We start from the raw sequence: 26,622 nt of genomic DNA on the forward strand, positions 1-26,622 counted from the left end.
TTTTCACTGGTAGTGGTGAAGGTGGGATCGGGAGGGTACCCGGGGCCGCCCGTATGGGTCCGTGTCAGGTCAAGGGCCCCTTGAGGACCGCGAGCGCGGCGTTGCGATCGCCGCTCCACTGGAACACGTCGTCGGCCGGAGTTCGCCTGCCGCGCAGCAGGAGCAGGAGATCGCCCGCGGTGCCCGCGATGTCCGCCACCGGTTCGCCCGGGCCGAAGACCCACCAGTCGCCGGTGTCGCTCGCCTCCAGGCGGATGCACACGTCCGGCGGCCAGGCCTTGCCGCGCCCGATCTGCCTGGGCGCCAGCACATCGAAGACCTCGGAGATCCCCTCGCACGCCAGGTCGGCGTCGAGCGGGCCCGCTTCGCCAAGGGCCCGTTCGGCATCCCACCGGTGCAGCATCATCGCGACCGAACGCGACCGCTGCCAGTACCCGGCGGTCGGCGGCGTGTAGTACCCCCACGCGGGCGCGGCCGGGTCGATGTCGAGCGACATGAGCAGCACCTCGCCGGTGCCGTCGACCCAGCGGGTGAGCTCGTACGGGTCCTCGGGGACCTTCGGCGGGTCCTCGTCGGGCGGATCGGTCCGGCCGTCCCAGTCGGTGACGGCCGCGGCGGCGAACAGGTTCGCCGTGCCCACGTGCGCGGCGAGCTCGGCGAGGGTCCGCTCCTCGTCCCCGTGCTCGATCGGCGCGTCCAGGTCACCGCCGGCCAGGCAGGCGCCGAACGCGTCGAGCTCGCGCCGGAAATGGCGGAGAAACGACGCAGTATCCATGCTCCCAAGCCTATCCGCGAGTGTGACCCGGCGCTCCCTCCAGGTCCCCCGGGTTCAAATCAGATCGCGATCACCTTGCGGCGGAACAGGGACGGCAGGTGAAACGGGGCGGTGCGGAGGGCGAATGTCGCACCCATCGCGGATGATCGGGGCATGATCCACGCATCCGCCGCACCCGATCCGGTCATGGAGGCCATCGGCCGGGCCGTCATGGAGGGCCAGAACGGCGACCTCGCCGCCGCCCGGGCGCGGCTGGCCGAGCTCTGGGCCCGGATCGGCGTCAGCGGCGACCCGCTGCACCGGTGCACGCTCGCCCACTCCATGGCCGACCTCTACGACGACCCCGCGCAGGCCCTCGCCTGGGACGTGCGCGCGCTCGACGCCGCCGACGCCGCCACGGACGAGCGCGTGCAGGCGCACCACGCCGGGCTCGAGCTCGCGGGCTTCTACCCGTCCCTGCACCTCAACCTCGCCGACGACTACCGCCGCCTGGCCTCCTTCGAGGCCGCGCAGGCCCACATCGACGCCGCCGAGAAGGCCGTCCCGGCGCTCCCCGAAGGCCCGTACGGCGACCTCATCCGCGGCGCCGTCAAGGAAGTCGCGGCGGCGATCGCCGCAAAGGACAGCGCCCCAAGGGCATCGGCCCCCGGCTCCGGAAGCTGAGCCGCGCGCGCCGAAGCGGCGGCGCAGCAGTGCGGCCGGTACGCGGCGACTGTTCAGAGGCATGGCCGTCCTTCCGCCGCGCCGACGGCATCGGCGCCATCCGCTACTTGAGGTCGGCGGCGGTGGGGACGACGACACCGTAAGCGTCCGCGATGGTGGCCAGGGCGCTGTGGTGGAGCTGCTCGGCGCTCACCTCGGCGACGGCCGTGGCGAGCGGGCGGCTCGCGCAGGCGTCAGCGACGACCGTGGGGCGGTTGCCGCGCAGGGCGGCGCCCTCCGCGGTGAAGGCCACGCACATGTGGGTCATGAACCCGATGACGATCACGTCGGTGTTCCCGGCGGCGTCGACGAGGTCGCCGAGTTCGGTGCCCACGAACGAGTTCGGAGCGCCCTTGACCACGACCGCCTCGCCCTCGGCGGGGGCGACAGACGGGTGGATCGCGCCGATGTCGGCCCTGATGTCGTAGTCGCTGCCCGGGCCGCCGTCGTGCTGCACGTGGATCACGGTGGTTCCGGCCTCGCGGGCGGCCGCGAGCAGGGCGGCGGCGTTGTCGAGCGCCGGTCCCCAGCCGGTCAGCTCCATGGCGCCGCGCGTGTAGGTGTTCTGGTAGTCGACGAGGATCAGGGTCGCGTCCGCGAGCGCGGCCGGGGTCTCGTCGGCGCCGCTGAGGGTGCGGATCGTGGCTGAAGGCATGGCGGTGTTCCTCCTGGTCAGTGTCGTGTCGGGGCCGCCGTAGCGGGCCTGGTCCAACGCTACGGCGATTCGCCGATGTCGGCAATGACAGGTAAGGTGCAGAAACCGACATGCGTTGCCGACCCTGGAGGAGCCGTGAGCCCTGCGAAGCGCCTGGTCGTGGTCGTGCTGTTCGACCGCATCGACCTGCTCGACGTCACCGGACCGCCGGAGGTGTTCGCGCTGCTCCACCGCGAACTGGGCGCCGACAGCGGCTACGAGGTCGTGCTCGCCGCCGCGACGATGGAGCCCGTGACCACCTCGGCCGGGGTCAGGGTGCTGCCGGACGCCACGTTCGACGAGGTCGCGCGGCGCTCCATCGACACCCTCATCGTGCCCGGCTCGGTCGAGACGGACGACGCGCAGCGGGTCCGCGCGATCGCCGATCCCGTTGCGGTCGAATGGGTCCGGCGGCTGGCCGGGCGCACGCGCCGACTCGCGTCGGTCTGCGTGGGCGCCCACATCCTGGCCGCCGCGGGCCTGCTCGAAGGCCGCCGCGCGACGACCCACTGGTCGACCGCCGCGCAGCTCGCCGCCGAGCACCCGGAGATCGAGGTCGACGCCGACCCGATCTTCATCCGCGACGGCGACGTCTGGACCGGCGCGGGGATCACGGCCTGCCTGGACCTCTCGCTGGCGCTGGTCGCGGACGACTTCGGGGAGGCGCTGGCGCTGAAGGTGGCCCGGCAGCTCGTCATGTTCCTCAAGCGGCCGAGCGGGCAGAGCCAGTTCAGCGTGGCGCTCGCGCCGGTGTCGACGACGCGGCGCGTGGACGTGCTGCGCCACTTCATCACCCTGCATCTGGCCGAGCCGCTCACGGTGGCCGGGCTGGCCGCCGAGGCGCATGTGAGCGAGCGCCAGCTGACGCGGATCTTCAAGTCCGAGTTGGGGATGACGCCGCGCGCGTACCTCGAGTCGGCCCGGGTCGAAGCGGCCCGCAACCGGTTGGAGACCTCGGACGACACGCTCGAGCGGGTCGCCACCGCCTGCGGCTTCGGCACCACGGACACCCTCGTCCGGGCCTTCCGCCGCATCCTCGACACGACCCCGACGGCCTACCGCGACCGCTTCCGCCTCACCTGATCCGGGCCCGGACACGCGACCGGCGGACGGGTCCACGACCCGTCCGCCGGTGTGCTCGCGAGAGCGTCAGTGCTTGCGGCCCTTAGCAGGCCGAGACGACGCGGATGCTCTCGATCCAGTCGTTGCGGTCCGGCTCGAGGTCGCTCAGGTTGCGGATGTCGACGCCCGGGCCGAGGCAGAAGTACGCCCCGGTGGCGCCGTCGTTCGCGTACAGGCGGAGCATCTTGTTCGACTCGTTCGAGATCGAGGAGATCTCGTTGTCGCCGTTCCACCAGTCGATCTCGTAGGTGGAGCCGACGCCGCCGACCCGCCAGTTGACCCACTTGTCGCCGCCGTAGCCGGAGTTCTCCCAGCCGCAGACGTAGCCCGAGGCGCAGCCGCCGGCCAGGATCTCGGCGTCGCCCTCCGTCTCGGCCTGCGCGGAGCCGGCGGTGAGGCCGAGGCCCGCGATCACCGCGACACCCGCCATCGCCGCGCCGGACTTGATGCGGCGCTTCATCGAAGCGATCTTCTCGCTGCCCATGTGAGTACCTTTCGCCGTGCGGCGCCTTCGCGCCGCGTGCTTCCGAGTTCGACACGGTCGCGACTGGCTCGCCGTGATCCGCTCGCAGGAAAGACGCATCGAGGCATGACGATGGGTGTCAGCCGTGAACCTCCTCGCTTTCGGCGGGGCGAGACAACCGATTGCGAATTTGCGTTCTCGCATTACCCGTGCACCGCAGGCGTATTGGAGGGAATCCTAAGAGAACGCTAGCGGACGATCCGCAGGCCCGCGAGGCCGCCGTCGACGGCCAGGCTGGTGCCGGTGAGGGATTTGTTCTGGGGGTCGGCGAGGTAGACGATCGCGGCCGCGACCTCCTCGGGGGAGACGAGCCGGCCGGTCGGCTGGCGGGCCTCCAGGCGGGCGCGCTCGGCCGCCGGGTCCTCCGCCTGCTCGAGGAGGCGCTGCACCCACGGCGTGTCGGCGGTGCCGGGGCTGACGCAGTTGACGCGGATCCCCTCGGCCACATGGTCGGCGGCCATCGCGAGCGTGAGCGAGTGCACCGCGCCCTTCGACGCCGAGTACAGGGCGCGCTTGACCAGGCCCGTGAGGGCGGCGATCGAGGTCGTGTTCACGATCGCGGGGGCCTTGGAGTCGCGCAGGTGCGGCAGGCACGCGCGCGAGAGGCGGACCATGCCGAGGAGGTTCACGTCGAGCACCCGGAACCACTGCTTGTCGGAGTTCTCCTCGACGGTGCCCACGGCGCCGATCCCGGCGTTGTTCACCACGATGTCGACGCCCCCGAAGTGCTCCTTGACGGCGGCGACGGCCAGGCGGACCTGGTTGTCGTCGGACACGTCGCACCGGTGGGACCAGTGGGCGTCGCTCGCGTTGAGGTCGAGCACCGCGACGTTCGCGCCCTTGGCGGCGAACGCGTCGGCGGCGGCGGCGCCGATCCCGGAGGCGCCTCCGGAGATCACGGCGGTGAGGCCTTCGAAGCCGGTGGTGGTGCTCATCAGTTGCTCCTCCATTCAGGACCGTTCGGGTAGGCGAACCGGACCAGGCTGTCCCGCTTCATCTCGGCGGAGAAGCCCGGCTCGGTCGGGGCCCGGTAGCGGCCGTCCACGATCCGGGTGGGTGCGGTGAAGTGCTCGTGCAGGTGGTCCACGTATTCGATCACGCGGTCCTCCATGGTCGCGCTCACCGAGGTGTAGTCGAACATCGACAGGTGGCAGACCAGTTCGCACAGGCCCACCCCGCCCGCGTGCGGGCACACCGGCACGTCGAACTTCCTGGCCAGCAGCAGGATCGCGAGGTTCTCGTTGACCCCGGCGACGCGCGCGGCGTCGAGCTGCAGGAAGTCGATCGCCCCGGCCTGGAGGAGCTGCTTGAACATGACCCGGTTGTGGACGTGCTCGCCGGTCGCGACCTTGATGGGCGCCAGGCGCTCCCGGATCGCGGCGTGGCCGAGCACGTCGTCAGGGCTCGTGGGCTCCTCGATCCACCACGGGTCGAACTCGGCGAGGGCCTTCACCCAGTCGACGGCCTGGTCGACGTCCCAGCGCTGGTTCGCGTCGACCGCGATCCGGATGCCGGGCCCGACGGCCGACCGCGCGGCGGCGAAGCGGCGGCGGTCGTCCTCGAGGTCGGCCCCCACTTTGAGCTTGATCTGCGTGTAGCCGGCGGCGACGGCCTCGCGCGCGAGGCGCACGACCTTCTCGTCGTCGTAGCCGAGCCAGCCGGGCGAGGTGGTGTACGCCGGGTACCCGTCCCGCTCGACCGCCTCGATCCGCTCGGCCTTGCCCGCTTCGGCCTCGCGCAGGAACGCAAGGGCCTCTTCGGGAGTGAGGGCGTCGGAGAGGTACCGCCAGTCGACGCAGCCCACGATCTCCTCGGGGCTGAGCCCGGAGAGGTACCGCCACAGGGGCAGGCCGGCGCGGCGCGCGGCGAGGTCCCAGGCGGCGTTCACCAGCGCGGCGGCCGCGAGGTGCATGACGCCCTTCTCGGGGCCGAGCCAGCGGATCTGCGAGTCGTGGGTGAGCCGCTTGTAGAGGTCGCCGAGCGCGGCCGGACCGTCCACATCGGTGCCCACCACGTACTCGCTGAGCGTCTCGACGGCGGCGCAGCAGATGTCGTTGCCCCGGCCGATCGTGAACGTGAACCCGTGCCCCTCGTGGCCGTCGTCGGTGTGGAGCACGACGTACGCGGCTGAGTAGTCGGGGTCGGGGTTCATCGCGTCCGAACCGTCGAGGCTCCGCGAGGTGGGGAAGCGGACGTCGAGGACGTCCACCGCGGTGATCGTCACGCCTGGACCGTCGGGTTCTCGGTGTGCCCCAGGCCTTCGATGCCCACGGACACGACGTCCCCGGCCGCGAGGTAGGGGAAGCGGCCGGAGAGCGCGACGCCCTCGGGGGTGCCGGTGAGCAGCAGGTCGCCCGGGTCGAAGGCCATGAACTGGGACATGTGGTGGATGATGCGGGCCACCGAGAAGATCATGTCCTTGGAGTTCGAGTCCTGCCGGATCTCGCCGTTCACCTTGGACCACATGCGCAGTGCCTGCGGGTCGCCGATCTCGTCGGGCGTGACCAGGTACGGGCCGAGCGGGGTGAAGGTGGGGCAGGCCTTGCCCTTGGAGAACTGGCCGCCGGAGCGCTCGATCTGGAACTCGCGCTCGGAGAGGTCGTTCGCGACGAGGAACCCGGCGATGCAGTCCAGCGCCGCCTCCTCGGACTCCAGATAGGACGCCCGCTTCTTGAAGACGACCCCGAGTTCGACCTCCCAGTCGGTGCGGGTCGACGCGCGGGGGATCTCGACGTCGTCGTTCGGGCCGACGATCGTGTTGGGGTGCTTGTAGAACACGACGGGCTCGGCGGGCGGCTCGGCGCCGGACTCGGCGCAGTGCGCGGCGTAGTTCATGCCGATGCAGACGATCGCGGAGGGCTTGGCGATCGGCGGGGCGATGCGCTCGCCCGCGATGTCGATCTCCGGGAAGCCCGCGGTGGTGCCGATGCCCCCGCGCTGCAGGAATTCACCGTCGATGTCGCCGATGGGACCGGAGAGGTCGTAGTACTTGCCGTCCGAGAGTGCCACGGGGGTCTCGTAGCCGGGCCGGCCGATGCGCAGGTACTTCATTGCTCTCCTAGGTGGTAGGTGCGGGCGGCGGTGCCGCCGAAGACGTCGGGGTCGGTGCGCCCCAGCACTTCGGTGAGGGCGTCCTTGACGCGGGTGTAGGTGGCGGCCAGTTCGCAGACGGGCCAGTCGGAGCCGAACATGAGGCGGTCGGGGCCGAACAGTTCGAGGGCGGCCTGCGTGAACGGCCGCAGGTCGGCGGGGGTCCAGTGCCGCCAGTCGGCCTCGGTGACGAGCCCGGAGAGCTTCGCGGTCACGTTGGGCTGCTTGGCGAGCGGGGCCACGGCCTCGCGCCAGGCCAGGAGGCCGGCGTCGCCGTCGCGCACCTGCGGCTTGCCGAGGTGGTCGAGCACGAACTGCAGTTCGGGCACGGCCGCGGCGGCCTCGGCGGCGGCCGGGAGCTGGTCGACGCGCACGATCAGGTCGAACGTGGGCACCGTGCCCGCGATCCGCCTGAGCGCGGCGATGACCTCGGGCCGGGCGAGGAAGTCGGGGTCGGGGCGGCCCTGGACCTGGTCGCGCAGGCCCACGAGGAAGCGCGCGCGGGGGTGGTTCGCGTACCGCGCCAACGTGCCCGCCAGGTGCGGGTCGAGGAGGTCGATGAAGCCGACGACCCCGGCGATCTCCTCGACGGCCCCGGCGAGGTGCAGGAACTCGATGGTCTCGGAGGGGTGGCCCCAGTCGGCCTCGACGAGGACGGTGCGGTCGACCCCGGCGGCCTTGAGGTTGGCGCGGAGGTCCGCGACGCCGTAGTCGCGGCGGATCGGCGCCAGCTCGGGGGCGCTGAGCCAGGGGTAGTCGGCGGTCCAGACGTGGTGGTGGGCGTCGATCACTTGCGGAGCGCTCATGACGGTACGGGTGCCTCCTCGGCCAGGAGCCCGGCTCGCTTGAGGTCGTGCCACAGCGCGCCGGGAATGGGGTGGGCGTACATGGCGAGGGCGTCGTCGACCTCTGCGGGGGTGCGGGCGCCGACGAGGATCGACGCGACGGCGGGATGGGCGGCGGGGAACTGGAGCGCGGCGGCGCGCAGCGGCGTGTCGTGCCGTTCGCAGATCGCGTTGAGCGCTTGGACCCGGGCGAGGAGCCGCGGGTCGGCCTCGGCGTAGTTGAAGTGCGCGCCGGGCTTCGGGTCCGCGAGGACGCCGGAGTTGAAGACGCCCGCGGCGATCACCGAGACGCCGCGCTCGGTGCACAGCGGGTAGAGCCGGTCGAGGGCGGACTGGTCGAGCAGGGTGTACCGGCCGGCGATGAGGGCGACGTCGAAGTCCGCCTGCGCGAGGAGGTCGGCGGCGGCATCGGTCGAGTTCATGCCGATGCCCACGGCGCCGATGCGCCCGGCGGCCTTGAGTTCGGTGAGGGCCTTGTGGGTCCCGGCGAGGGCTTCGGCCCGGTGGTCGTCGGGGTCGTGGATGAGGCCGATCTCGACTCGTGGGGTGCCGAGGCGCTCGAGGCTGCCGAGGTGGGCGTCGTGCGCGCCGCGGTAGGAGAAGTCGAAGACGGCGGCCTTGCCGTTGGGCTCGCCCCAGATGTCCCAGGGGCCTTCGTGGTCGACGAGGACGCGGCCCATCTTGGTGGACAGGGTGAACGCGTCGCGGTCCCTTCCGGCGAGAGCGCTCCCGAGCCGCTCTTCGGAGAGTCCGGCGCCGTAGTGCGGGGCGGTGTCGAAGTGCCGGATGCCGCCGTCCCAGGCGGCTTCCACGGTGGCGGCGGCGACGGCGGGGTCGACGGGCGCGAAGAGCCCCGCGAGCGGCGCGCAGCCGAGCCCGACGGCGGTCACGGCGACATCGGTGCCGCCCAGCGTGTGCGAGGGCAGCGAATGCGAGTCTGCGACCACGGGTCCTCCAACACGGGCATATGGGGTGGTTCAAGAAAACCGCGGAGCAATCCCCGGCCCTCGAACGCATATCCTATAGGATATATCCTATGGGAGAAATACAGGTGTGGCCCGAACGGCATACGCTCGCCGACGAGGCCTACGTCGAACTGAAGTCGCGGATCCTCCAGAGCATCCTCGAGCCCGGCGCGAAGCTGAGCATCGACGGGCTCGCGAAGCACATGGCCATCTCGCAGACCCCGATCCGCGAGGCGCTCGCGCGCCTAGAGGCCGAAGGACTGCTCGCCCGCCGGCCGCTGGTCGGGTACACCGTGACGCCGCTGCTCACCATCACCGAGTTCGACGACCTCTTCGACCTCCGGATGCTCATGGAGCCCTTGGCCGCGCGCCGCTCCGCCGAGCGGGGCACCGACCGGCACGACATGGGGACCACCGCGGACGGGCTGCGCTCGATGGCGCGGACCCCCGAGTACGCGCACGACGCGAAGCTCAGCCAGCTCGAGTTCACCGAGGCCGACTCGCGCTTCCACGCCGAGGTCGCCGCGAACTCCGGCAGCACCGTCCTCACGAAGGCGATCCGCCGCCTGGACGCGCACCTGCACCTCCACCGCGCCTACATGGAGCCCGAGTCGATCGGCGAGACCGAGGTGGAGCACCTCGCGGTCGCGGAGGCTATCATTGCCAAGAAACCGCTTGCCGCCGAGGAGGCGATGCGCCGCCACCTCGAACGCTCCCGGACCCGGCACCGCGCCGCGTTCGAAGCGGCCCGCACCGAACCGACCCCCAAACCCAAGCGCGCCAAGGCGAAACCATGACCAGACCCAGAGACGATCGGCGCGGCCCCACGGCCACCGGAGCAGGGACGCGGGCGCGATGCCCCGCGTAGCCCTGTTCATCACCTGCGTGAACGACGCGCTGTTCCCCGCGGCCCCCAAGGCCGTCGTCCAGATCCTCGAACGGCTCGGCTACGACGTCGACTTCCCCGAAGCCCAGACCTGCTGCGGCCAGATGCACGCCAACTCCGGCTACAAGCAGGACGCCGCGACACTCGCGAGCGCCTTCGAAACCGTCTTCGGCGACTACGACGCGATCGTCACCCCCTCCGGCTCCTGCGCCGCCATGGCCCGCGACCAGTACCCGCACCTCATCGGGTCCGACATCGGCGACCACGTGTACGAACTCTCCGAGTTCCTCATCGACGTCGCCGGCGTCGAAGACGTGGGCGCTCGCTTCCCCCACACCGTCACCTACCACCCCACCTGCCACGGCACCCGCGCACTCGGCCTGGGCGACAAGCCGATGCGGCTCCTGCGCGCCGTCGAGGACATCGAACTGGTCGACCTTCCCGCCGCCGACCAGTGCTGCGGCTTCGGCGGCACCTTCGCCCTGAAGAACAGCGAGGTCTCCTCCGCGATGCTCGCGGACAAGTGCCGCAACGCCGCCGCCACCGGCGCCGAATACCTCGCCGCCGCCGACAACTCGTGCCTCACCCACATCGGCGGCGGCATCTCGCGACTCCAACACACGGCCGGCGCCGCCGAGCGGCGCGGCCCGCGCCCCATCCACTACGCCGAGATCCTCGCGAGCACCGCATGAGCGCCGAGCCCTCGTTCGTCCCCGCCGCCTCCCTCATCCCCGCCGACGCACCGTTCCCCAAGGCCGCCAAGGTCGCACTCGGCATGCCCCAGCTGCGCAAGAACCTCGCCCACGCCACCGGCACCATCCGCGCCAAGCGCGCCGCCGTCGCCGGGGAACTCGACGACTGGGAGGCACTGCGCGACGCCGCCGCCGCCATCAAAGCGGATGTGCAGCACCGCCTCCCCGAACTCGCCGTCGAGTTCGAACGCAACGCCACCGCCGCCGGCGCCCACGTCCACTGGGCACGGGACGCCAAGGAGGCCAACGAGATCGCCGCACGCCTCGTGCGCGAGGCCGGCGCGGACGACGTCGTCAAGGTCAAGTCCATGGCCACCCAGGAGATCGAGCTCAACGAGCACTTCGAGGCTGTCGGCCTCAAGGCCTACGAGACCGACCTGGCCGAGCTCATCGTGCAGCTCGCCGAGGACAAGCCCAGCCACATCCTCGTGCCCGCGATCCACTACAACCGCACCCAGATCCGCGAGATCTTCGACCAGAAGATGGGCGACGCGCCGGCAGGTCTCACGGACGAGCCGGCCGCGCTGGCCGAGGCCGCGAGGCTCCACTTGCGACGGCGCTTCCTCTCCGCGAAGGTGGCCGTCTCGGGCGCGAACTTCGCCGTCGCCGAGACCGGTTCGCTGGTCGTCGTGGAGTCCGAGGGCAACGGCCGCATGTGCCTCACGATGCCGGAGACGCTGATCAGCATCGTCGGGATCGAGAAGCTGCTGCCGCGCTTCACGGACCTCGAGGTCTTCATGCAGCTCCTCCCGCGTTCGTCCACAGGGGAGCGAATGAACCCATACACCTCGGTGTGGACGGGCTCCCGCGGCGGCGACGGGCCGAAGGACGTGCACGTGATCCTCCTCGACAACGGCCGCACGAACGTGCTCGCCGACGAGGTGGGGCGCCAGGCGCTCTCGTGCATCCGCTGCTCGGCGTGCCTCAACGTGTGCCCGGTGTACGAGCGCACCGGCGGGCACGCGTACGGCCACGTCTACCCGGGCCCGATCGGCGCGATCCTCGCGCCGCAGCTCGAACCGGGGCGCCACGACGACCTGCCGTACGCCTCGAGCCTGTGCGGGGCCTGCTACGAGGTCTGCCCGGTCAAGATCAACATCCCCGAAGTGCTCGTGCACCTGCGCCAGCAGGGCCCGCACCAGGCGGGGGAGCAGGCCGCGATGCGGGCGGCGACGGCGGTGATGGCCCGGCCGCGGCTGTGGCGGGCCGCGCTGCGGGGCGCGCGCCTGGGGTCGATGCCATGGCGCCGCAAGGGATTCATGCGCCGGCTGCCGTGGCCGGGCTCGCGGTGGACGGTGAGCCGGGACCTGCCGGTGCCGCCGAAGGAGGACTTCCGGGACTGGTGGAAGGAGCGGGGGCGATGACCGCGAGATCGACGGCGCGCGAGGAGATCCTGGCGCGGATGCGCCAAGCCCTGGACGGGGCGGGCGCGGCCCCTGGGTCGCCGCGCGCATACCGGCGTTTGCTGGATGCGGGCACCGACATCACGGCGATGCTCATCGACCGGCTGGTCGACTACAAGGCGAACGTCCACCACGGCCTCGCCGCGATCGGCGCGGCCCTCGGCGGCGCGCAGCGCGTCGTCGTACCCGCCGACCTCCCCGCGGACTGGCGGATCGGCGGGGCCGAGTTCGTCCCCGACACCGGTCTGTCCACTGCGGACCTCGACGGCATGGACGCGGTCCTCACCGGCTGCGCCGCGGCCGTCGCCGTCTCCGGCACGATCATGCTCGACACGGGTGCGGCCCAAGGCCGCCGGGCGATCACACTGGTGCCGGACCACCATGTGGTGGTGGTCCGGCGGGAACAGATCGTGGGCCACCTGGCGGAGGCGCTGCCGATGCTCGACCCCACGGCCCCGCAGACCTGGATCTCGGGGCCTTCGGCGACGAGCGACATCGAGCTGCAGCGCGTCGAGGGCGTGCACGGCCCGCGCCGCCTCGACGTCGTCCTGCTCGACGACTGAAATCGGTCGCCTGCTTCGCCACCACGATCGGGCTGCTCGGTGCTCGGTGCTCGGTGCTCGGTGTTCGGTGCTCGTGCTGCTGGTGTGCCAGACGCGCACGCGGGGGCCGGGCGGTGGCCTGCGCGAAACGGCGGAGACTGGACCAGTGCCCTGTCCGTATGGCGAGGTCGGGCCGGTCTCCGGTCCCGGTTCAAGCAGTCGGCGACAGCACGGCGAGGATCGGATTGAGGAAATGATGCCGCTGCGAGCGCTGTCGCCGATGGCGGTCAGAGCGATCGGCGACGGTGGTGGCGGGTTTCGGGTGCCCTGTCGTCGCGAGGGCCGCACTTGGGATCCTGGCCGGCGACGGGGTCGTTGTCGTGCCTGTGGTGGCGGGTCGCGCGGTTGGTAGCGGTCAAAGCAGTCAGCGACGGCGCTGACGGGATTCGGGTTCCCTGCAATAGTTGGGGCCGCAGGGCCGCATCAGGGACCCCGGCCAGCGCCAGAGTCGCTGTCGCTGCTGGGGTGGCGGGCCGGACTGGCTGGCGGCAGTGGCCGGTTGGCGCCGCCGTCGCGGGGCGTCGCGATGGCACGCCGACGCTGTTATTGTGCGGCATGGCGATGGCCGGTCGGATGCGTGTAGTCGCGAAGATCGGTTCGCGGTCGCGGTGGTTTTCGATGCGCCGGTTCAGGGGCATAGCCGCATCCGTCATTGTCGATTCATCTCCTTTCACGCTCTCGTAGCCGATCGTGCGAAGACCTGGCTTGGATCCGTCCTTGCAGGCAGGGCCTCCAGCGCGCATGGTGGCGCTCGGACGGGATGGTGCTCGCCATGGACGTGTGCGGTGCCACCGGGCCAAGTCCTCAATTGCTTGGCCGGGCGCTGCCGTTCGCGCTGGCGGGTCTTACTCGTTTGAAGATGCCTCCGTGTGAGGCGCTTCCTTCTGGTGAGGGTGATCCGGACCAGGATCGTCCACCCAGTCACGGCCCTTCGGGGGCGCGGACAGCTGCGGACGATGGCAAGGGATGAGATCTGGAACCCCGATGGGGCTGAGTGCCTCGAAACAAGTCGGTTTGTCGGATCGGCCAGAGGCTTGTCGTAGTCTGCTTGCACCTACCCCGACACCTGTACAAATTTCCTGTCCCTGTACGTACCTCAATTATCTCCGAACCAGACCCCGGCCGTCATCACCCACAGGCGTACAAGACCCTCATGTTCCGCCCGGACCCACTGCGCCGCAAGAAAACTCCCCAAGCCTGATGCCCGCCTGTCCCGAAACGAACCCGCAGCCCCGCCACCAACCCGCGCCCCGATCCCGCCTCTTCGTCGCTGACTGCTTGAACCCTGACCGAAACCGACCGCACCAGGGACACGGCCGCAACCCGCCGCCTGCCCCTGGTATGCGGCGGGGCGCTGCCGACCAGGCTGCCCCCACTCCTCCTCGCGATCGGAGCCCGGCACGTCACGCATTGCCGATGCGGAATGAACGCGCCGTAGTGGCCGGAGCCGGTCATAATCGGCGCCATGCTCTTCACGAGACCCGGTGTGCTGCTTGGCAGCCGCTACCTGCTCCAGCAACGGATCGGCGCCGGGGGGATGGGCGAGGTCTGGCGGGCCGAGGACACCATGCTCCGCCGCATCGTCGCACTGAAGGTCCTGCATGCGGCGCTCTCGGACGACGAGCGCTTCGGGCAGCGCTTCGTCGAGGAGGCGCGCACCGTGGCGGCTCTGCACGCGCCCGGCGTGGTCGAGGTCTTCGACATCCGCGCCGAACGCGACGAGCACGGCGAGGCGATCACCTACCTGGTCATGCAGTACCTGGAGGGCCCGTCGCTGCACGCCGTCATCGAGCGGCACGCGCCGATGCCCGCCCACCGGGCGCTGCCGCTGCTCGCGCAGATCGCGGACGCGCTCGAGGCCGCGCACCGGGTCGGGATCGTGCACCGGGACGTGAAGCCCGCCAACATCATCATCGACGCCAAGGGCGCGCCCACGGTGCTGGACTTCGGGATCGCACTGCGCCGCGACAGCGCCGCGCTGACCGCCACGGGGACCGTGCTCGGCACCGTCGGCTACGCCTCGCCGGAGCAGCTGCGCGGAGAGGCGCTGACCGGGGCCTCGGACCTGTACTCGCTCGGCGTCATCGCCTACGAGTGCCTCAGCGGCGCCAGGCCGTTCGACCGGAACTCGCCCGCGGCCGTGATCACCGGGCACCTGCACGAGGCCCCGCCGCCGCTGCCCGCGGGCGTGCCGTCCGCGGTGGCCGAGCTGATCGACTGGACGATGGCGAAGGACCCGGAGGACCGCCCGGCCTCGGCGGCGATGTTCGCCCAGGAGTGCCGAGTCGCGGCCGCCCATGCGAAACCGGTGTCGCCCCCCGAACCCAATCGCACCACAGTGGACCTGCTGGTGTCGTCCTCGCCGCCGCGCTCGACCGCGCCCATGCCGGCCGCTGTCGCGCCGGAACCGCCGCAGCCTCGGCAGCGCCGCGGCCGGGGCGTGCTGCTGGGGCTCGCGGCGGTGGTCGCCGCCGTCGCAGTGACCTTGGGCGCCATGCAGTTCTTCGGCGAGGACGAACCGGAAGGGCAGAGCGCGAACGCCGACCCTACGGGCGGTGCCTCGTCATCGCCGGAGGCGGAGGACAGCGAAGCGGCGACCAGTGCGGCCCCCGCCGGGACGCCGCCCGCGGCCCCGGGGACCGGGCCGCTCGTGAACGCGGCGAGCGGGGACTGCCTGCTCGGCTACGCCGACGCGGCCGCGCCGAGTACCGCGATGGGGGCGTGCGGTGAGGACGGGATCGACGAGTTCGCGTTCGCCGCCGAAGGCGAGGCGCTGCGCATCAGCGCCACGGACACGGGTGCGGACGGTGAACCGCTCGGCTGCATCGAGTGGGACGCCGAGCAGCTCGGCTTCGCGGCCGGGTGCGACGGCACGACCTGGGAGTTCACGTACGTGCGTACGGACGATGCGGAGCAGGCCGACTTCTGGAAGGTCCGCGCGGAGGGCGGCGGGAACTTCTGCCTGGCCGCGGTCGAGGGCGCGCCGACGCTCAGCCCTTGCAACGAAGGCGACGAGCAGCAGGAATGGCGCACCGCCGCCGAGTGAGGGGCTGCTAGCGCTTGGAGCGGCGGACCCGTTCGCGGCCGAGGAGCCAGAGCGCCTGGACGCCGTCCGTCCAGGTGATCTTCTTGCCCTCTTCGCGGCTGCGCGCCGTGTAGGAGATCGGCACCTCGTAGGGGCGGATGCCCATTTTGAGGAGTTTCGCCGTCAGTTCGGCTTCCATGCCGAAGCCGCCCGAACGGATGTTCAAGTCCAGGTACATCTGGCGCGGGAGGAGCTTGTAGCAGGTCTCCAGGTCCGAGATGTAGGAGTTGAACAGGATGTTCGCGGCGAGGGTGATGCCCTTGTTGCCCATCACGTACCAGAACGAGTAGGCCGAGTGCGAGCCGAACGAGCGCGAACCGTAGACCACCTCGGCCTTGCCGTCGAGGACCGGCGTGAGGAGTCGCGGCAGGTCGTTGGCGTCGTACTCGCCGTCCGCGTCGAACACGACGACGTGGTCGCCGTGGGCGGCCTTGGCCGCCGTGCGGATCGCCGCGCCCTTCCCCTTGTTGCGGTCGTGGCGGATCAACCGCACCCGTGGATTGTCCTCAAAGGTCTGGAGGACCTCCCAGGAGCGATCGCGGGAGCCGTCGTCGACGGCAACGATCTCGGTCTCGCAGGGGAACTCCACTGCGAGCAGCTCTTTCAACGTTCCGGCAGCGAGGCGTTCCTCATTGAAGACCGGAACGAGAATCGACAACAGCATTGCTGCCCCATCCCGCGGATCGAACAAGATTGCACAACCATAACGCGCTCATGCCAGGACGGCATCGGCCGGACGGGTCGTGTTGAAACCTGGTCGTGTTGAATGGACGCGTGCTGCTCGTCATGTGGCTCCTGATACTGCTTCCGGCGCTCGCCTACGCCCTCCGCCCCCGCGACGGGGCCGTCCTCGCCCCTGCGCGGCTCGCTGTCGTGCGGGCATCGATCCTGTTGGGGGCGTACGCGATCGGCGTCGTGGAGGCCGCCTCCGCCTTCACTGCGCTGACCACCCTGACCGTGCTCATCGCATGGGTCGCGGCCACCGTCGCCGTGGTCGCCGCCGTGCTCGTGCGCGCTGTTCGGGACGTAACCCCTGATGGCGGCTCCGGCGGGCGCGGCCAGCCCTTCGACGCGCTCCGCGAGGAACTGCGCTCGCGCCGCGGCGCCACCCGCCGCACCTGGCGGCGCACCAAGTCCGCCGCCGCCGCGGCCCCCGCCTGGCAGTGGGGTCTCGGATGCGTCATCGCGATCCTCGCCATCAGCGTCGCCGTCCTCGCGATCAGCTCGTCCCCCAACAACTTCGACTCCCAGACCTACCACCTGCCGCGCATCGAGCACTGGATCCAGAACGCCTCGGTCGCCGTCTACCCCACGGACATCCACCGGCAGGTCGACATCGGCCCCGGCTCCGAATACCTCCTCACCCACCTGCGGCTCCTCTCAGGCGGGGACGGCGCCTACAACCTCCTGCAGTTCCTCGCCGCGATCGGCGCGGCCCTCGCCGCCTCCCGGATCGCCGCGCAGCTCGGCGGCGGCCCCGTCGCGCAGCTCGCCACCGTCTTCATCCTCGCCACCACCCCCGAAGTGCTCCTCCAGGCCTCCAGCACCCAGGTCGACCTCGTCGCCGCCGCCTGGGTCGCGTGCCTCGCCACGATCGTCCTCGACGAGTTCACCCGGCCCGGCGAGACGCTCCTGTGCACCCCCGCGCCCCGCTCCGACGCGCTCTACCTCGGACTCGCCCTCGGCCTCATCGCCGTCACCAAGAGCACCGGACTGCTCGCCGCCGCCCCGCTCCTCCTCATCTGGGGCGTCGGCCGGCTCATGCGCGACGGGAGGCGCCGCCGCCCCTGCCTCTGCGGCCGCAGCCCCCAGCGGTGCTCCCGCGCCGACGCCTCGCGGACCGCCACCGCCCGCACCGGCACCATCGCCGCGTCACTCGCCGTCCTGGCCATCGCCCTGCTCCTGGTCGGGCCGTTCATGCTGCGCATGCAGCAGGCCTTCGGCCACCCCCTCGGCCCCGAGATCCTGCGCGAATCCATCGGCGTCCAGACCCTCGACCCGCGCCTGCTCCTCGTCAACGGCCTGCGCATCGCCCAGACCAACCTCGACACGCCCCTCTTCTTCCTCTCGGACGCCTTCGCCGCCGCGATCAACGGCCTCGCGAACCTCATGGGCGTCGACCCCAACGACCCCCGGATCACCTTCGGCACCAGCACGTTCCCCGTGCGCGCCTGGTACCCCGACGAGGACCGCGCCGCGTTCCCCATCACCGGCCTCGCCGCCCTCGCCGGCCTCGTCTGGTTCGCGGTCAAAGGCCCCGGGCTGCGCCGCGCCTACGCCGCCGCGCTCGCCGTCGCCTTCATCGGCGTCGTCTGCACCGTCTCCTGGCAGCCCTGGGTGAACCGGCTCGTCATGTTCCTCGTCGTCCTCGGCGCCCCCGCCGCCGGACTCTTCGCCGCCGCCCTCGTCAAGGGCTTCGCCGCGACCGCCCGCGAACGGGGCCGCCGCCGCGCCGCGTGCGTCCTCGTCACCGTGATCGCCGTCGTCGCCTCCCTCGCCGGCCTCCTCACCGTCGCCTACGGCTACCCGCGCCGCCTCGCCGGCACCTGGTCCGTCTTCAGCGTCACCGACCTCGAAGAGCGCTTCGTGCGCCGCCAGGAATGGCTGCCCCAGTACGAGGAGGCCGCCGCCGCGGTCGCCGCCGCCGACCCCGAGCGCGTCGGCATCGTCCAGGGCAACGACTCCTGGGAGTACCCGTGGTGGATCCTCCTTCCCGAGGACGCCGAGCTCTACGCCCTCCAGTCGATCGTCCCCGGCCAGACCCCGCCCGACCCCGCGTCCATGGACGCCATCGTCTGCGCCGAGGACCTCGACGAATGCGCGAACCTCGTCCCCGCAGGCTGGGAGTACCACGAACTCGGCACCGTCGGCTACGCCCTCCCGCCCGCCGGACCGTGAGCCGCGCACCCACCCCCCGGGCCAGTGGGTCTGCGCCCAAGGGCCACCTTTAACCTGGGCGCATGCTGCTTAGCGACCGCGACATCCTCGATGCCGTCAAGAACGACCGCCTCGGCATCCAGCCGTTCGAAGACGAACTCGTGCAGCCCTCCAGCATCGACGTCCGCCTCGACCGGCGCTTCCGGGTGTTCAACAACCAGAAGTACACCCACATCGACCCCTCCAAGCAGCAGGACGACCTCACCGCCGAGGTCGAGGTCGGCGACGACGAGCCGTTCGTCCTCCACCCCGGCGAGTTCGTGCTCGCCTCCACCCTCGAGGTCTTCACCCTCCCGAACGACCTCGCCGCGCGCCTCGAAGGCAAGTCCAGCCTCGGCCGCCTCGGCCTGCTCACCCACTCCACCGCCGGGTTCATCGACCCCGGCTTCTCCGGGCACGTCACCCTCGAGCTCTCCAACGTCGCGAACCTCCCCATCACGCTCTGGCCCGGCATGAAGATCGGCCAGCTCTGCGTCTTCCGCCTCACCAGCCCCGCCGAGAACCCGTACGGCGCGGGCGCGAACTTCTCCCGCTACCAGGACCAGCGCGGCCCCACCCCGTCGAAGTCGTGGATGCACTGGCGCACTTGGCCCACGTAGGGCGCGACGTCCCCGATGGCCGTTTCGAGTTGCACAAGTGACGGATGTTTCTCGGCCAAACCGCCCGAATAGCGGCGGTAACCGGCTTAGCCTGCGGAGATGGACATCTCGCAGAGCTTCCAGAACATGATGGACAGCGTCGTAGCGTTCCTGCCGCGCGCGCTGGCGTTCCTGGCGATCCTCATCGTCGGCTGGATCGTCAGCAAGTGGATCGGCAAACTCGTCGGCAAGCTGCTCCACAAGGTCGGCCTCGACAAGGTCGGCGACAAATCGGGCCTGCGCCGATTCACCGGCAAATTCGAGCTGAGCGACCTGCTCGGCAAGCTCGTGTACTTCGCGCTGCTGCTGTTCACCCTGCAGCTCGCGTTCGGCGCGTTCGGGAACAACCCGGTGTCGACCCTGCTCAACCAGCTCGTCGGCTGGCTGCCGCAGCTGTTCATCGCGCTCGTCATCGTCGTGGTGGCGTTCGCGATCGCCAACGCCGTGTACGGCCTGGTGAGCGGCACGCTCGAAGAGACCAGCTACGGCAGGACGGTGGCGCGGATCTGCCAGGTCGCGATCGTCTTCTTCGGCGCGGTCGCCGCGTTCGGCCAGGTCGGCATCGCCACCACGGTCACCACGCCGATCATGTGGACCGTGCTCGCGATGGTCGCGGGCGTCGTCATCGTCGGCGTCGGCGGCGGACTCGTCGGCCCTATGCGCGAGCGCTGGGAGCGGATGCTCCACAGCGCCGAGGACGAGGCCGGGAAGATGAAGACCTCGAACGGGGCGAGCGGCGACGCGACCTCGTCGATGTCGCAGACCTACAGCTCCGACCGGTACGGGGCCCGCACCGACACCCAGGCCCCGGCGGCGGGCGCGAGGGGCGAGGCGGGCACCATGGGCGGCGCGATGGCCGAGGGCGCCCGGCCGCGCGGCACGAGCGCCGGCCCGGGCGTCGAGAGCGACCGCCCGATGCCGCCGAACGAGCCATAGGCGAGCGCCGCGGGAGGCGATGTGTCCGGTCTCCCGCAGCGGTTCACCTAGCGCGGCACGGCGACGAACAGCCACTGCTCGACACTCGGCCGCACTCCCGCATTCACCGGCGGGGGTGCGGCCGGCCCGCGTCCGGGGCGATTCACGTCCTGCGCCCTGGCGAAAGTGGGCTTTTGCTCCCTGCTCGGCCGAGTACGCACGAGTAGCCTCATCGAGGTGGAGATGAATGCCGATAGCCGGGGCGGCTCGAAACGCCGCCGCGAGATCCTCGATGTCGCCGTCAGACTGCTCGCCAAGCACGGATACCACGGCGTGTCGATGGACGACATCGGCGCGGCCGCCTCCATCACCGGGCCCGCGCTCTACCACCACTTCAAGGGCGGCAAGGAGCAGATGCTCGCCGACGCCCTCATCCCGGTCTCGGAGCGGCTCCTCGCGGGCGGGCGGCACTGGGCGTCGCTGCACTCGGAGGACCCGCAGGCTGCGCTCGAGGCGCTGGTGGACTTCCACCTCGAGGTCGTGATCGACTCGCCGGAGATCGTCATCCTCCACCTGCACGAGCTCGACCGGCTCCCGGAGGAGCCGCGGCGGCAGGTCCGCAAGCTTCAGCGCGTGTACGTCGAGGAGTGGGTGGGCGTCCTGTGCCGCCTGCGCCCCGGCCTCCAACCCGAGCAGGCCCGCGTCCTCGCGCACGGCGCCTTCGGCCTCATGAACTCGACCCCGTACCTGTCCCTGGGCGACGAGGTCAGCGCCGACGAGACCGCGGCCCTCCTGCGGGCAGCAGCCCTCAGAGCCCTCGACCCGGGCTAGCCGCCTGGTACGCAGCGGTCCGCAGGTTCCCGACCAGCGCAAACCGCCTGCACGCGGCAGCATTGCGGGCCTCGACCCGCCGGTCGGCCGCTCCGCGATTCCTCGACCCAGGCCAGCCGTACAGACCTCGGCCCGGGCGCCTCGCCCGGCACGCGGCAGCGTCGCGGGTCCTCGACCCGGGCTAGCTCGGCGAGCAGCGACCGCTTCGGGGCCCTCCCCCCGCCCCGCCCACCCGCCTCGCCACCACCCGCGATGCGCGCGCCATGGCCCGCGCTCGTTGCCACGCCGGCGCGCGTCCGCGTCGGGGCAGCGCCGATCCATCTCGGTCGGCATGCTCGCCGCCGGAGACCACCGACCACGAGTACTCGTTGCCGTCTTGCGCATCGCCGGGGCGATGCCGCATCCGGAAGACGCGGTCTGCCCGCCTGTCGGCTTGGTCGAGGTCGCTCGACCGAGCCGGAGCGATCGCAAGGATCAGGCGCGCTTCTAGCGCCCGCGCTGCGGGCGTCGAGTTCCCCGTCCGGTTGCGCCGGCCGTTGCGCAGCGCTCGGCCGCTTCCGGTCTCTATTCGTCGTTGGTCGTGAAGGCGACTCCTTTCCTGTCGGCGTCCGTCCCGTATTTCGGGATCGGGGGCTAGCATGGGCTGGTGGGCCGCAATGGGTCGCGGCCGCGGGGAGGCGGACATGCACCAGCCGGATCGGGTCTCACTGCGCGAGGTCGCTCCTCGCGACGGCCTGCAGAACGAACCCCCTGTGCCGACCGCGGACAAGATCCGGCTCATCGACGCGCTTTCGCGCACCGGGCTCTCGCGCATCGAGGCCGTGAGCTTCGTCAGCCCGAAGGCCGTGCCGCAGATGGCCGACGCCGCCGAAGTGTGGGCGGCCGTCGAGAAGCACTCCGGCATCCGTTACAGCGCCCTCGCCCCGAACACCCGAGGTGTGCAGCGGGCCCTCGACGCCGGGTTCACCGCCGTCGAGCTGGTCGTCTCGGCCTCGGAGACCCACAACCGCGCCAACATCGGGCGCAGTGTCGCCGAGTCGCTCGCCGAACTGCCCGACATCTGCGCCCAGGCGCGCGAGCGCCTGGCCTCGGTCGAGGTCATCATCGCCACGAGCTTCGGCTGCCCCTTCGAGGGCGACATCGCGCCCGCGAAGGTCGCCCGGATCGTGGAGGCGGCCGAGGCCGCGGGCGCCGGTCGAGTCGCCTTCGGCGACACCACCGGCATGGGGACCCCTCGCCGCGTCACGGACCTGCTCGACGCCATCGACACCGATCTGCCGATGCTCATGCACTTCCACGACACCCGCGGGACCGCCCTGGCCAACCTCCTCACTGCGCTCGATCGCGGCGTCGTGGAGTTCGACGCCAGTGTCGGCGGGATCGGCGGCTGCCCGTTCGCTCCGGGCGCCTCCGGCAATGTGGCGACCGAGGAAGTGGTCCACATGCTCCACGACATGGGTGTGGAGACCGGTGTGGACCTCGAAGCCCTCATCCGCACTGCCGAACTCGCCCAGGAGATCGTGGGCCGTCCGCTCGAATCCGGCGTCCTTCGCGCCGGGCCCCGTTCGACGAAACATGCGAGTCGAAACTCGACTCAGGACGAGTCTGACGCGGGAAACCTGAAGCCAGGCTGAAGGCGGCTGAAGCCGTCTTCAGGAAGCAGGGAGCTGGATGGCCGGCCTGGTCGAAGCGGCATGCCCTGAGACGCACCGAACTGGGTCGGCACTGATCGGCAGCGCGGCCGGGAACCGCAGGCGGACATGGTGAAGGCCCCGGGGTCTCGAACCTCCCCAGGGCCTTCTTCCGGACACCGCCACAGGACGGCCGGTGCCCGCGTGCCGGGTAAAACCTCCGAATACCCGGACGACCTCATCGTGACATCGAAACCCCAGAGTGCCCATGGAACTCAGACGAATCTCACGTCACATTTCCTTAACGCGGCGTCATCATCCGGGACATATTCCGCGAATTTCCACGCCGCCAGCACCGCCGCGACCACCACGAGGCCGAACACGCCCCGCCAGCCGTACAACGGCACCGCGAACAGCGACCCCACCCCCGCCGCGATCCCGGCCAGGAGCGCCCCGGCGGAGAGCGCGACCGAGCCCGAGCCGTCCCCGACCTCAGCGGCCGACACCACCCGCCCCGCCAGCGCGATCGTCTTCCCAGCGGCGATGCCGAAGACCCCGGCCGCGACCACGGCGAAGCCGAACGTCGGCGCGAGCGCCAGTGCGAGCGCGCCGAGTGCCAACGCGCCCAAGGCGATCGCCCCGGTGTAGCGGGCGTGTCCGAGGGCGCCGGTGCGGCGTGTCGCGTTCGCCGCCACGACCAGTCCGATCGCGAAGGCGCCGAGCGGCCACAGCCGGGTCCCCGGCGAAGCGTCAAGGCCGGCGGCGATGTCGGTGACCAGGAACGCGGTCACCGCGGCGGCAGCGAAGGCCACGGCCTGCGCGTAAGCCGCCCACAGCGCCGGCGCCCAGCGGAGCGTGCGCCGGGCGGGCGCTGCGTCCCTTGGGATCTGGGTCTCTGTCGGTGCGGTCATGCCATTGACGCTAGGCGCGGAAGGGCGCGCGCGCCCCGGTCGGACGACTGGGCTCGGCGACTGGGAGCGGATCCCGGTCGGCGCGGGCGTTCGACCTGGTGGCGGGCGCCCCAGTCGACCCCAGTCGAATGACAGATGCGAGTCGGCGGTGCCCGTGGCTACGCTGGGGGAGTCCCCGGTCGTCCTGAGGATGGAGCCGCCGTGAAACCCATCGCCCACCCCACGCGCGCGCGCCTGGGCGTCGCCGAACGCGGTGCCCCCTCGCTGCTGGAGGAGTCCGAGCAGGCCGACCGCCCGGTTCTGTACGGCCGCGACGTGGAGCTCGACTCGATCCAGGCCCTTCTCGACGGCGCCCGCGTCGGCCACGGCGGTGCGCTGGTGGTCCGCGGCGAGCCGGGGATCGGCAAGTCCGCGATCGTCGACGCGGTCATCCCGCGCGCCGAGGGGTTCACCGTCCTGCGGACCCTCGGCGTCGAGGCCGAGCACACATGGTCGTACGCGGGGCTGCAGATGCTGCTGCACCCGCTGCTCGACCGGATCGACCGCCTTCCCGCGGCCCAGTCCGAGGCCCTGCGGACCGCGCTCGGCATGGGCGACGGCACCGGCCGCGCCCACTCGCTGCAGGTCGGGCTCGCCCTGCTGAACCTGCTCGTGGACGCCTCCGCGAAGCAGCCGGTGTACGTGGTCATCGACGACGCGCACTGGCTCGACCGCGACTCCACGAACGCGCTGCTGTTCGCCGCCCGGCGCCTCTCGACCGAGTCGATCACGATGGTCCTGGTCGTGCGGGACGGCTTCGCCCCCGATTTCCCGGCCCCGGGCATCCCGGAGCTGACGCTCGGTCCGCTGGATCTCGATGCGTCGCAGGCGATCCTGGACATGCGCGCCGACGAGATCCCGTTCACCGGCCGCGACTGGATCCTGCGCATGTCCGAGGGCAACCCCTTGGCGCTCTTGGAGCTCCCGGCCGCGGACAACGAGGAGTCGCTGCTGCGCGCCGACACCTCGAACAGCCGCTACTCCACGACCTCGCGCATCAAGCAGGCGTTCACCGAGCGCATCATCGCCCTCCCCGAGGGCACCCGCACGATCATGCTGCTCGCGGCCGCCGAGGAGACCGGTGAGACCGCCGTGATCGCCCAGGCCGCCGCGAAACTGGGCGCGAGCCTGGACGACCTCGAACCGGCCGAAGTGGACGATCTGCTGCGGTACCACCGCGGCCGCATCGAGTTCGTGCACCCCCTGATCCGTTCCACCGCCTACCATTCGGCGCCCCGCGCCCGCCGCATCGAAGCGCACCGGGCCCTCTCCGAGGCGTTCGGCGACGGCGACATCCGCGCCGCCCGCCACCTCGCCGCCGCCACCACGGGCCTGGACGAGAAGGCCGCCGCCGCCCTCGAAGCGATTGCGTCCTATGAGGCCGAACGCGGCGGCTGCGTCGCCGAGATGGCCGCCCTCGAACGCGCCGCGAGCTTCACCCCCGACCCCTGCCGCCGGGCCCGGCGCCTCACCGAGGCCGCCCAATGCGCTTACGTCGCAGGCATGACCGGCAAGGCCGTCGAACTCGCCGAGGCCGCCGAGCGGCTCACCGACGACCACGTGCTCCTCGCCCGCACGGCGCTCATCCGCGCCACGATCCTCTCCTGGGCGGGGAACTCCAAGGGTTTCGACGTGTGGATGGACTCGGCCGAGCACTACGCCGCGACCGGCCACGAGAACACCGGCTACCCGTTGCTGCGCGGTGTCTGGAACGCCTGGGAGACCGGCGATTTCACGAAGGTGAAGTACGCGTCCGGGCTCGCCTCGAAGTACGGCGGCTCCAACAACGCCTGGGTGCGCCGCCTCGCCCGCGCCGCGGCCGGGCTGAACCGCCAGCCCGACGACACCGCCGGCGAGGCGGTCGACGCGCTGCGCTCCCTCTACGACTACTACCAGCCGCTCCATGAGGACTTCCAGGCGTTCGACCAGGTCCTGGCCGCGCGTTGGCGGTTCCTCGCCGGCGACGTGCCCGCCGCGTACCAGGCGGCGGCCGAGCAGGTGCGGGCGTGCCGTGAGCGCGGCGCGATGAGCCCGCTCGTGCAGGCGCTGCTCGTGCAGGCCCAGACGCAGTTCCACTATGGACGGTACGCGGACGCGCAGGCGTCCGCTTCCAGCGCGATCGAGCTGGCGCACGAGCAGAACGACCGCCGGGCCCTCATGCAGGGCCGTATCTGGGTGCTGCTGCCGATCGCGGCCATCCGCGGCGAGGAGCGGCGCTGCCGCGAACTCGTGGCCGCCGCGATCCAGGACGCGCCCGAGGACTCGGTGATCCCGGCCGACACCGCGCTGGGGCTCCTGGAGCTCGGGCTCGGCCGCTACGAGGCCGCGTTCGAGCGGCTCCTGCGGATTGCCGAGGGCGTCACGCCCATGGAGGTCCTGATGCAGGTGCCCACGCTCGTGGAGGCCGCGTTCCGGTCCGGGCGGCTCCCCGAGGTCAAGGAGGCGTTCGACTGGTTCGCCGACTGGGCGGACGCGACGGGCCGCTCCTACTGGGAGGCGCTCGTGGAGCGCTGCCGGGCGCTGTTCGCGACCGAGGCCGAGGCCGGAACGCATTTCGCGCGGGCCGTGGAGCTGCACCGCGCCGACGACATCGACCCGTTCGAGCGGGCCCGTACCGAGCTGCTGTACGGCGAGTGGCTGCGGCGCGTGCGCCGCATCAACGAGGCCCGCGCGCACCTGCGCGAGGCCACCGAGGTCTTCGAGCGGCTCGGCACGGTGCCGTGGACGCAACGCGCCCAAGGGGAACTGCGCGCGGCGGGCGACTCGACGGCGGTCGAGTCCAAACCGGACCTCGCCGAACTCCTTACACCGCAGGAACTGCAGGTGGTGCGCCTCGCCGCCGACGGCCTCACCAACCGCCAGATCGGCGAGCAGCTGTTCGTCAGCCCGCGGACGGTGGGATACCACCTGTACAACGCCTACCCGAAGCTCGGCGTCTCCTCGCGCACGGAACTGGCGAAGCTGGACCTGTAATGGGCGGCGGAGCGGCCCCGGGCGATCGGGGTCGGCCCGATGGGCGCGGATCACCCGCTTCCGGGAGTGTCCCGGCGCGGGGTCCGGCCGGGACCGGCCTTCCCTAGCCCCCACCCACCACTAGATGGTTGATTCCTAGGGGTCGATTGGGGTCGGGTCGGGCCCCTCGCGGTCGACATGAAAGCGAGGGAGTCCAGACTCGTTGTGTGGCAACAAGTTTGAATAACCTGGACTCCCTCGCTACCGCACTCTACGTGACGGTCGACGACCTGATCAAGGAACACCCGCACCTGGCGCCCTGGA

At 71.3% G+C, this 26,622-nt stretch carries 23 protein-coding genes; 13 read left to right on the forward strand and 10 right to left on the reverse strand.

Annotation, left to right across the window (positions count from 1 at the left end; translation table 11 throughout):
* Positions 1 to 64: 64 nt before the first annotated feature.
* Complete coding sequence (locus O2L52_RS24385) at positions 65 to 775, reverse strand: maleylpyruvate isomerase family mycothiol-dependent enzyme (protein WP_270118821.1); 711 nt, start codon at positions 773 to 775, stop codon at positions 65 to 67.
* Positions 776 to 928: 153 nt separating this feature from the next.
* Here O2L52_RS24385 and O2L52_RS24390 point away from each other — a divergent pair, with 153 nt between their 5' ends.
* The gene (locus O2L52_RS24390; RefSeq protein ID WP_270118822.1) at positions 929 to 1,438 is read left to right on the forward strand and encodes a hypothetical protein; all 510 of its coding nucleotides are present in this window, start codon (positions 929 to 931) and stop codon (positions 1,436 to 1,438) included.
* Between the two features lie 103 nt (positions 1,439 to 1,541).
* Here the strand turns inward: O2L52_RS24390 and O2L52_RS24395 are convergent, their stop codons facing one another.
* Positions 1,542 to 2,132 carry an isochorismatase family protein gene (locus O2L52_RS24395; RefSeq protein ID WP_270118823.1) on the reverse strand — a complete coding sequence of 197 codons (591 nt, stop codon included), beginning with the start codon at positions 2,130 to 2,132 and terminating at the stop codon, positions 1,542 to 1,544.
* A 135-nt stretch (positions 2,133 to 2,267) separates the two neighbouring features.
* On the opposite strand from O2L52_RS24395, the gene O2L52_RS24400 reads away from it, so the two are divergent.
* Entirely contained in the window at positions 2,268 to 3,254 is a 987-nt protein-coding gene (locus O2L52_RS24400; protein WP_270118824.1) for a GlxA family transcriptional regulator, read from the forward strand.
* Between the two features lie 82 nt (positions 3,255 to 3,336).
* On the opposite strand, the gene O2L52_RS24405 is transcribed toward O2L52_RS24400, so the two are convergent.
* The 6 genes from O2L52_RS24405 to O2L52_RS24430 all read right to left on the reverse strand — a co-directional run bounded on the left by O2L52_RS24405 (position 3,337) and on the right by O2L52_RS24430 (position 8,698).
* The gene (locus tag O2L52_RS24405) at positions 3,337 to 3,777 is read right to left on the reverse strand and encodes a peptidase inhibitor family I36 protein (RefSeq protein WP_270118825.1); all 441 of its coding nucleotides are present in this window, start codon (positions 3,775 to 3,777) and stop codon (positions 3,337 to 3,339) included.
* 227 nt (positions 3,778 to 4,004) lie between these two features.
* Complete coding sequence (locus O2L52_RS24410; protein WP_270118826.1) at positions 4,005 to 4,751, reverse strand: SDR family NAD(P)-dependent oxidoreductase; 747 nt, start codon at positions 4,749 to 4,751, stop codon at positions 4,005 to 4,007.
* Positions 4,751 to 6,040: an enolase C-terminal domain-like protein gene (locus O2L52_RS24415; protein WP_270118827.1), complete on the reverse strand. Its 1,290-nt coding sequence runs from the start codon at positions 6,038 to 6,040 to the stop codon at positions 4,751 to 4,753. The genes O2L52_RS24410 and O2L52_RS24415 overlap by 1 nt, the downstream gene beginning before the upstream one ends.
* A complete protein-coding gene (locus tag O2L52_RS24420) occupies positions 6,037 to 6,867 on the reverse strand; it encodes a fumarylacetoacetate hydrolase family protein (protein ID WP_270118828.1) in 831 nt (276 codons plus the stop codon). The genes O2L52_RS24415 and O2L52_RS24420 overlap by 4 nt, the downstream gene beginning before the upstream one ends.
* Positions 6,864 to 7,712 (reverse strand): amidohydrolase family protein, encoded by an 849-nt coding sequence (locus O2L52_RS24425; RefSeq protein WP_270118829.1) that lies wholly within the window; start codon positions 7,710 to 7,712, stop codon positions 6,864 to 6,866. Before O2L52_RS24425 ends, O2L52_RS24420 begins: the two co-directional genes overlap by 4 nt.
* Positions 7,709 to 8,698 (reverse strand): aldo/keto reductase, encoded by a 990-nt coding sequence (locus tag O2L52_RS24430; RefSeq protein ID WP_270118830.1) that lies wholly within the window; start codon positions 8,696 to 8,698, stop codon positions 7,709 to 7,711. Before O2L52_RS24430 ends, O2L52_RS24425 begins: the two co-directional genes overlap by 4 nt.
* Before the next feature lie 89 nt (positions 8,699 to 8,787).
* Here O2L52_RS24430 and O2L52_RS24435 point away from each other — a divergent pair, with 89 nt between their 5' ends.
* The 5 genes from O2L52_RS24435 (at position 8,788) to O2L52_RS24455 (ending at position 15,405) form a co-directional block, all read left to right on the forward strand.
* A complete protein-coding gene (locus tag O2L52_RS24435; RefSeq protein ID WP_270118831.1) occupies positions 8,788 to 9,513 on the forward strand; it encodes a GntR family transcriptional regulator in 726 nt (241 codons plus the stop codon).
* Positions 9,514 to 9,571: 58 nt separating this feature from the next.
* Positions 9,572 to 10,294 carry a (Fe-S)-binding protein gene (locus tag O2L52_RS24440; protein WP_270118832.1) on the forward strand — a complete coding sequence of 241 codons (723 nt, stop codon included), beginning with the start codon at positions 9,572 to 9,574 and terminating at the stop codon, positions 10,292 to 10,294.
* Positions 10,291 to 11,718, forward strand: a complete 1,428-nt coding sequence (locus O2L52_RS24445; protein ID WP_270118833.1) for a LutB/LldF family L-lactate oxidation iron-sulfur protein — start codon at positions 10,291 to 10,293, stop codon at positions 11,716 to 11,718. The genes O2L52_RS24440 and O2L52_RS24445 overlap by 4 nt, the downstream gene beginning before the upstream one ends.
* Positions 11,715 to 12,320, forward strand: coding sequence for a LutC/YkgG family protein (locus O2L52_RS24450; protein ID WP_270118834.1), 606 nt, complete (start codon positions 11,715 to 11,717; stop codon positions 12,318 to 12,320). The genes O2L52_RS24445 and O2L52_RS24450 overlap by 4 nt, the downstream gene beginning before the upstream one ends.
* A 1,504-nt stretch (positions 12,321 to 13,824) precedes the next feature.
* The gene (locus O2L52_RS24455; RefSeq protein WP_270118836.1) at positions 13,825 to 15,405 is read left to right on the forward strand and encodes a serine/threonine-protein kinase; all 1,581 of its coding nucleotides are present in this window, start codon (positions 13,825 to 13,827) and stop codon (positions 15,403 to 15,405) included.
* 7 nt (positions 15,406 to 15,412) lie between these two features.
* Here O2L52_RS24455 and O2L52_RS24460 read toward each other — a convergent pair whose 3' ends face one another.
* Positions 15,413 to 16,108 (reverse strand): glycosyltransferase family 2 protein, encoded by a 696-nt coding sequence (locus O2L52_RS24460; RefSeq protein WP_270118838.1) that lies wholly within the window; start codon positions 16,106 to 16,108, stop codon positions 15,413 to 15,415.
* A gap of 110 nt (positions 16,109 to 16,218) precedes the next feature.
* On the opposite strand from O2L52_RS24460, the gene O2L52_RS24465 reads away from it, so the two are divergent.
* The 5 genes from O2L52_RS24465 to O2L52_RS24485 all read left to right on the forward strand — a co-directional run bounded on the left by O2L52_RS24465 (position 16,219) and on the right by O2L52_RS24485 (position 22,399).
* Positions 16,219 to 18,342 carry a hypothetical protein gene (locus O2L52_RS24465; RefSeq protein WP_270118839.1) on the forward strand — a complete coding sequence of 708 codons (2,124 nt, stop codon included), beginning with the start codon at positions 16,219 to 16,221 and terminating at the stop codon, positions 18,340 to 18,342.
* Positions 18,343 to 18,404: 62 nt separating this feature from the next.
* A complete protein-coding gene (gene dcd / locus O2L52_RS24470; RefSeq protein ID WP_270118841.1) occupies positions 18,405 to 18,980 on the forward strand; it encodes a dCTP deaminase in 576 nt (191 codons plus the stop codon).
* Positions 18,981 to 19,079: 99 nt separating this feature from the next.
* Positions 19,080 to 19,955 carry a mechanosensitive ion channel family protein gene (locus O2L52_RS24475; protein ID WP_270118842.1) on the forward strand — a complete coding sequence of 292 codons (876 nt, stop codon included), beginning with the start codon at positions 19,080 to 19,082 and terminating at the stop codon, positions 19,953 to 19,955.
* A 222-nt stretch (positions 19,956 to 20,177) separates the two neighbouring features.
* Entirely contained in the window at positions 20,178 to 20,765 is a 588-nt protein-coding gene (locus tag O2L52_RS24480; RefSeq protein ID WP_270118844.1) for a TetR/AcrR family transcriptional regulator, read from the forward strand.
* A 683-nt stretch (positions 20,766 to 21,448) separates the two neighbouring features.
* Positions 21,449 to 22,399 (forward strand): hydroxymethylglutaryl-CoA lyase, encoded by a 951-nt coding sequence (locus O2L52_RS24485; RefSeq protein WP_270118845.1) that lies wholly within the window; start codon positions 21,449 to 21,451, stop codon positions 22,397 to 22,399.
* 272 nt (positions 22,400 to 22,671) lie between these two features.
* Here O2L52_RS24485 and O2L52_RS24490 read toward each other — a convergent pair whose 3' ends face one another.
* On the reverse strand, positions 22,672 to 23,307 hold the full coding sequence (locus O2L52_RS24490; protein WP_270118846.1) for a hypothetical protein: 636 nt from the start codon (positions 23,305 to 23,307) through the stop codon (positions 22,672 to 22,674).
* Between the two features lie 201 nt (positions 23,308 to 23,508).
* On the opposite strand from O2L52_RS24490, the gene O2L52_RS24495 reads away from it, so the two are divergent.
* Complete coding sequence (locus tag O2L52_RS24495; RefSeq protein ID WP_270118847.1) at positions 23,509 to 26,319, forward strand: helix-turn-helix transcriptional regulator; 2,811 nt, start codon at positions 23,509 to 23,511, stop codon at positions 26,317 to 26,319.
* Positions 26,320 to 26,622 lie beyond the last annotated feature (303 nt).

The sequence above is a fragment of the Glycomyces algeriensis genome, assembly GCF_027622855.1.
Lineage (GTDB): Bacteria > Actinomycetota > Actinomycetes > Mycobacteriales > Micromonosporaceae > Glycomyces > Glycomyces algeriensis.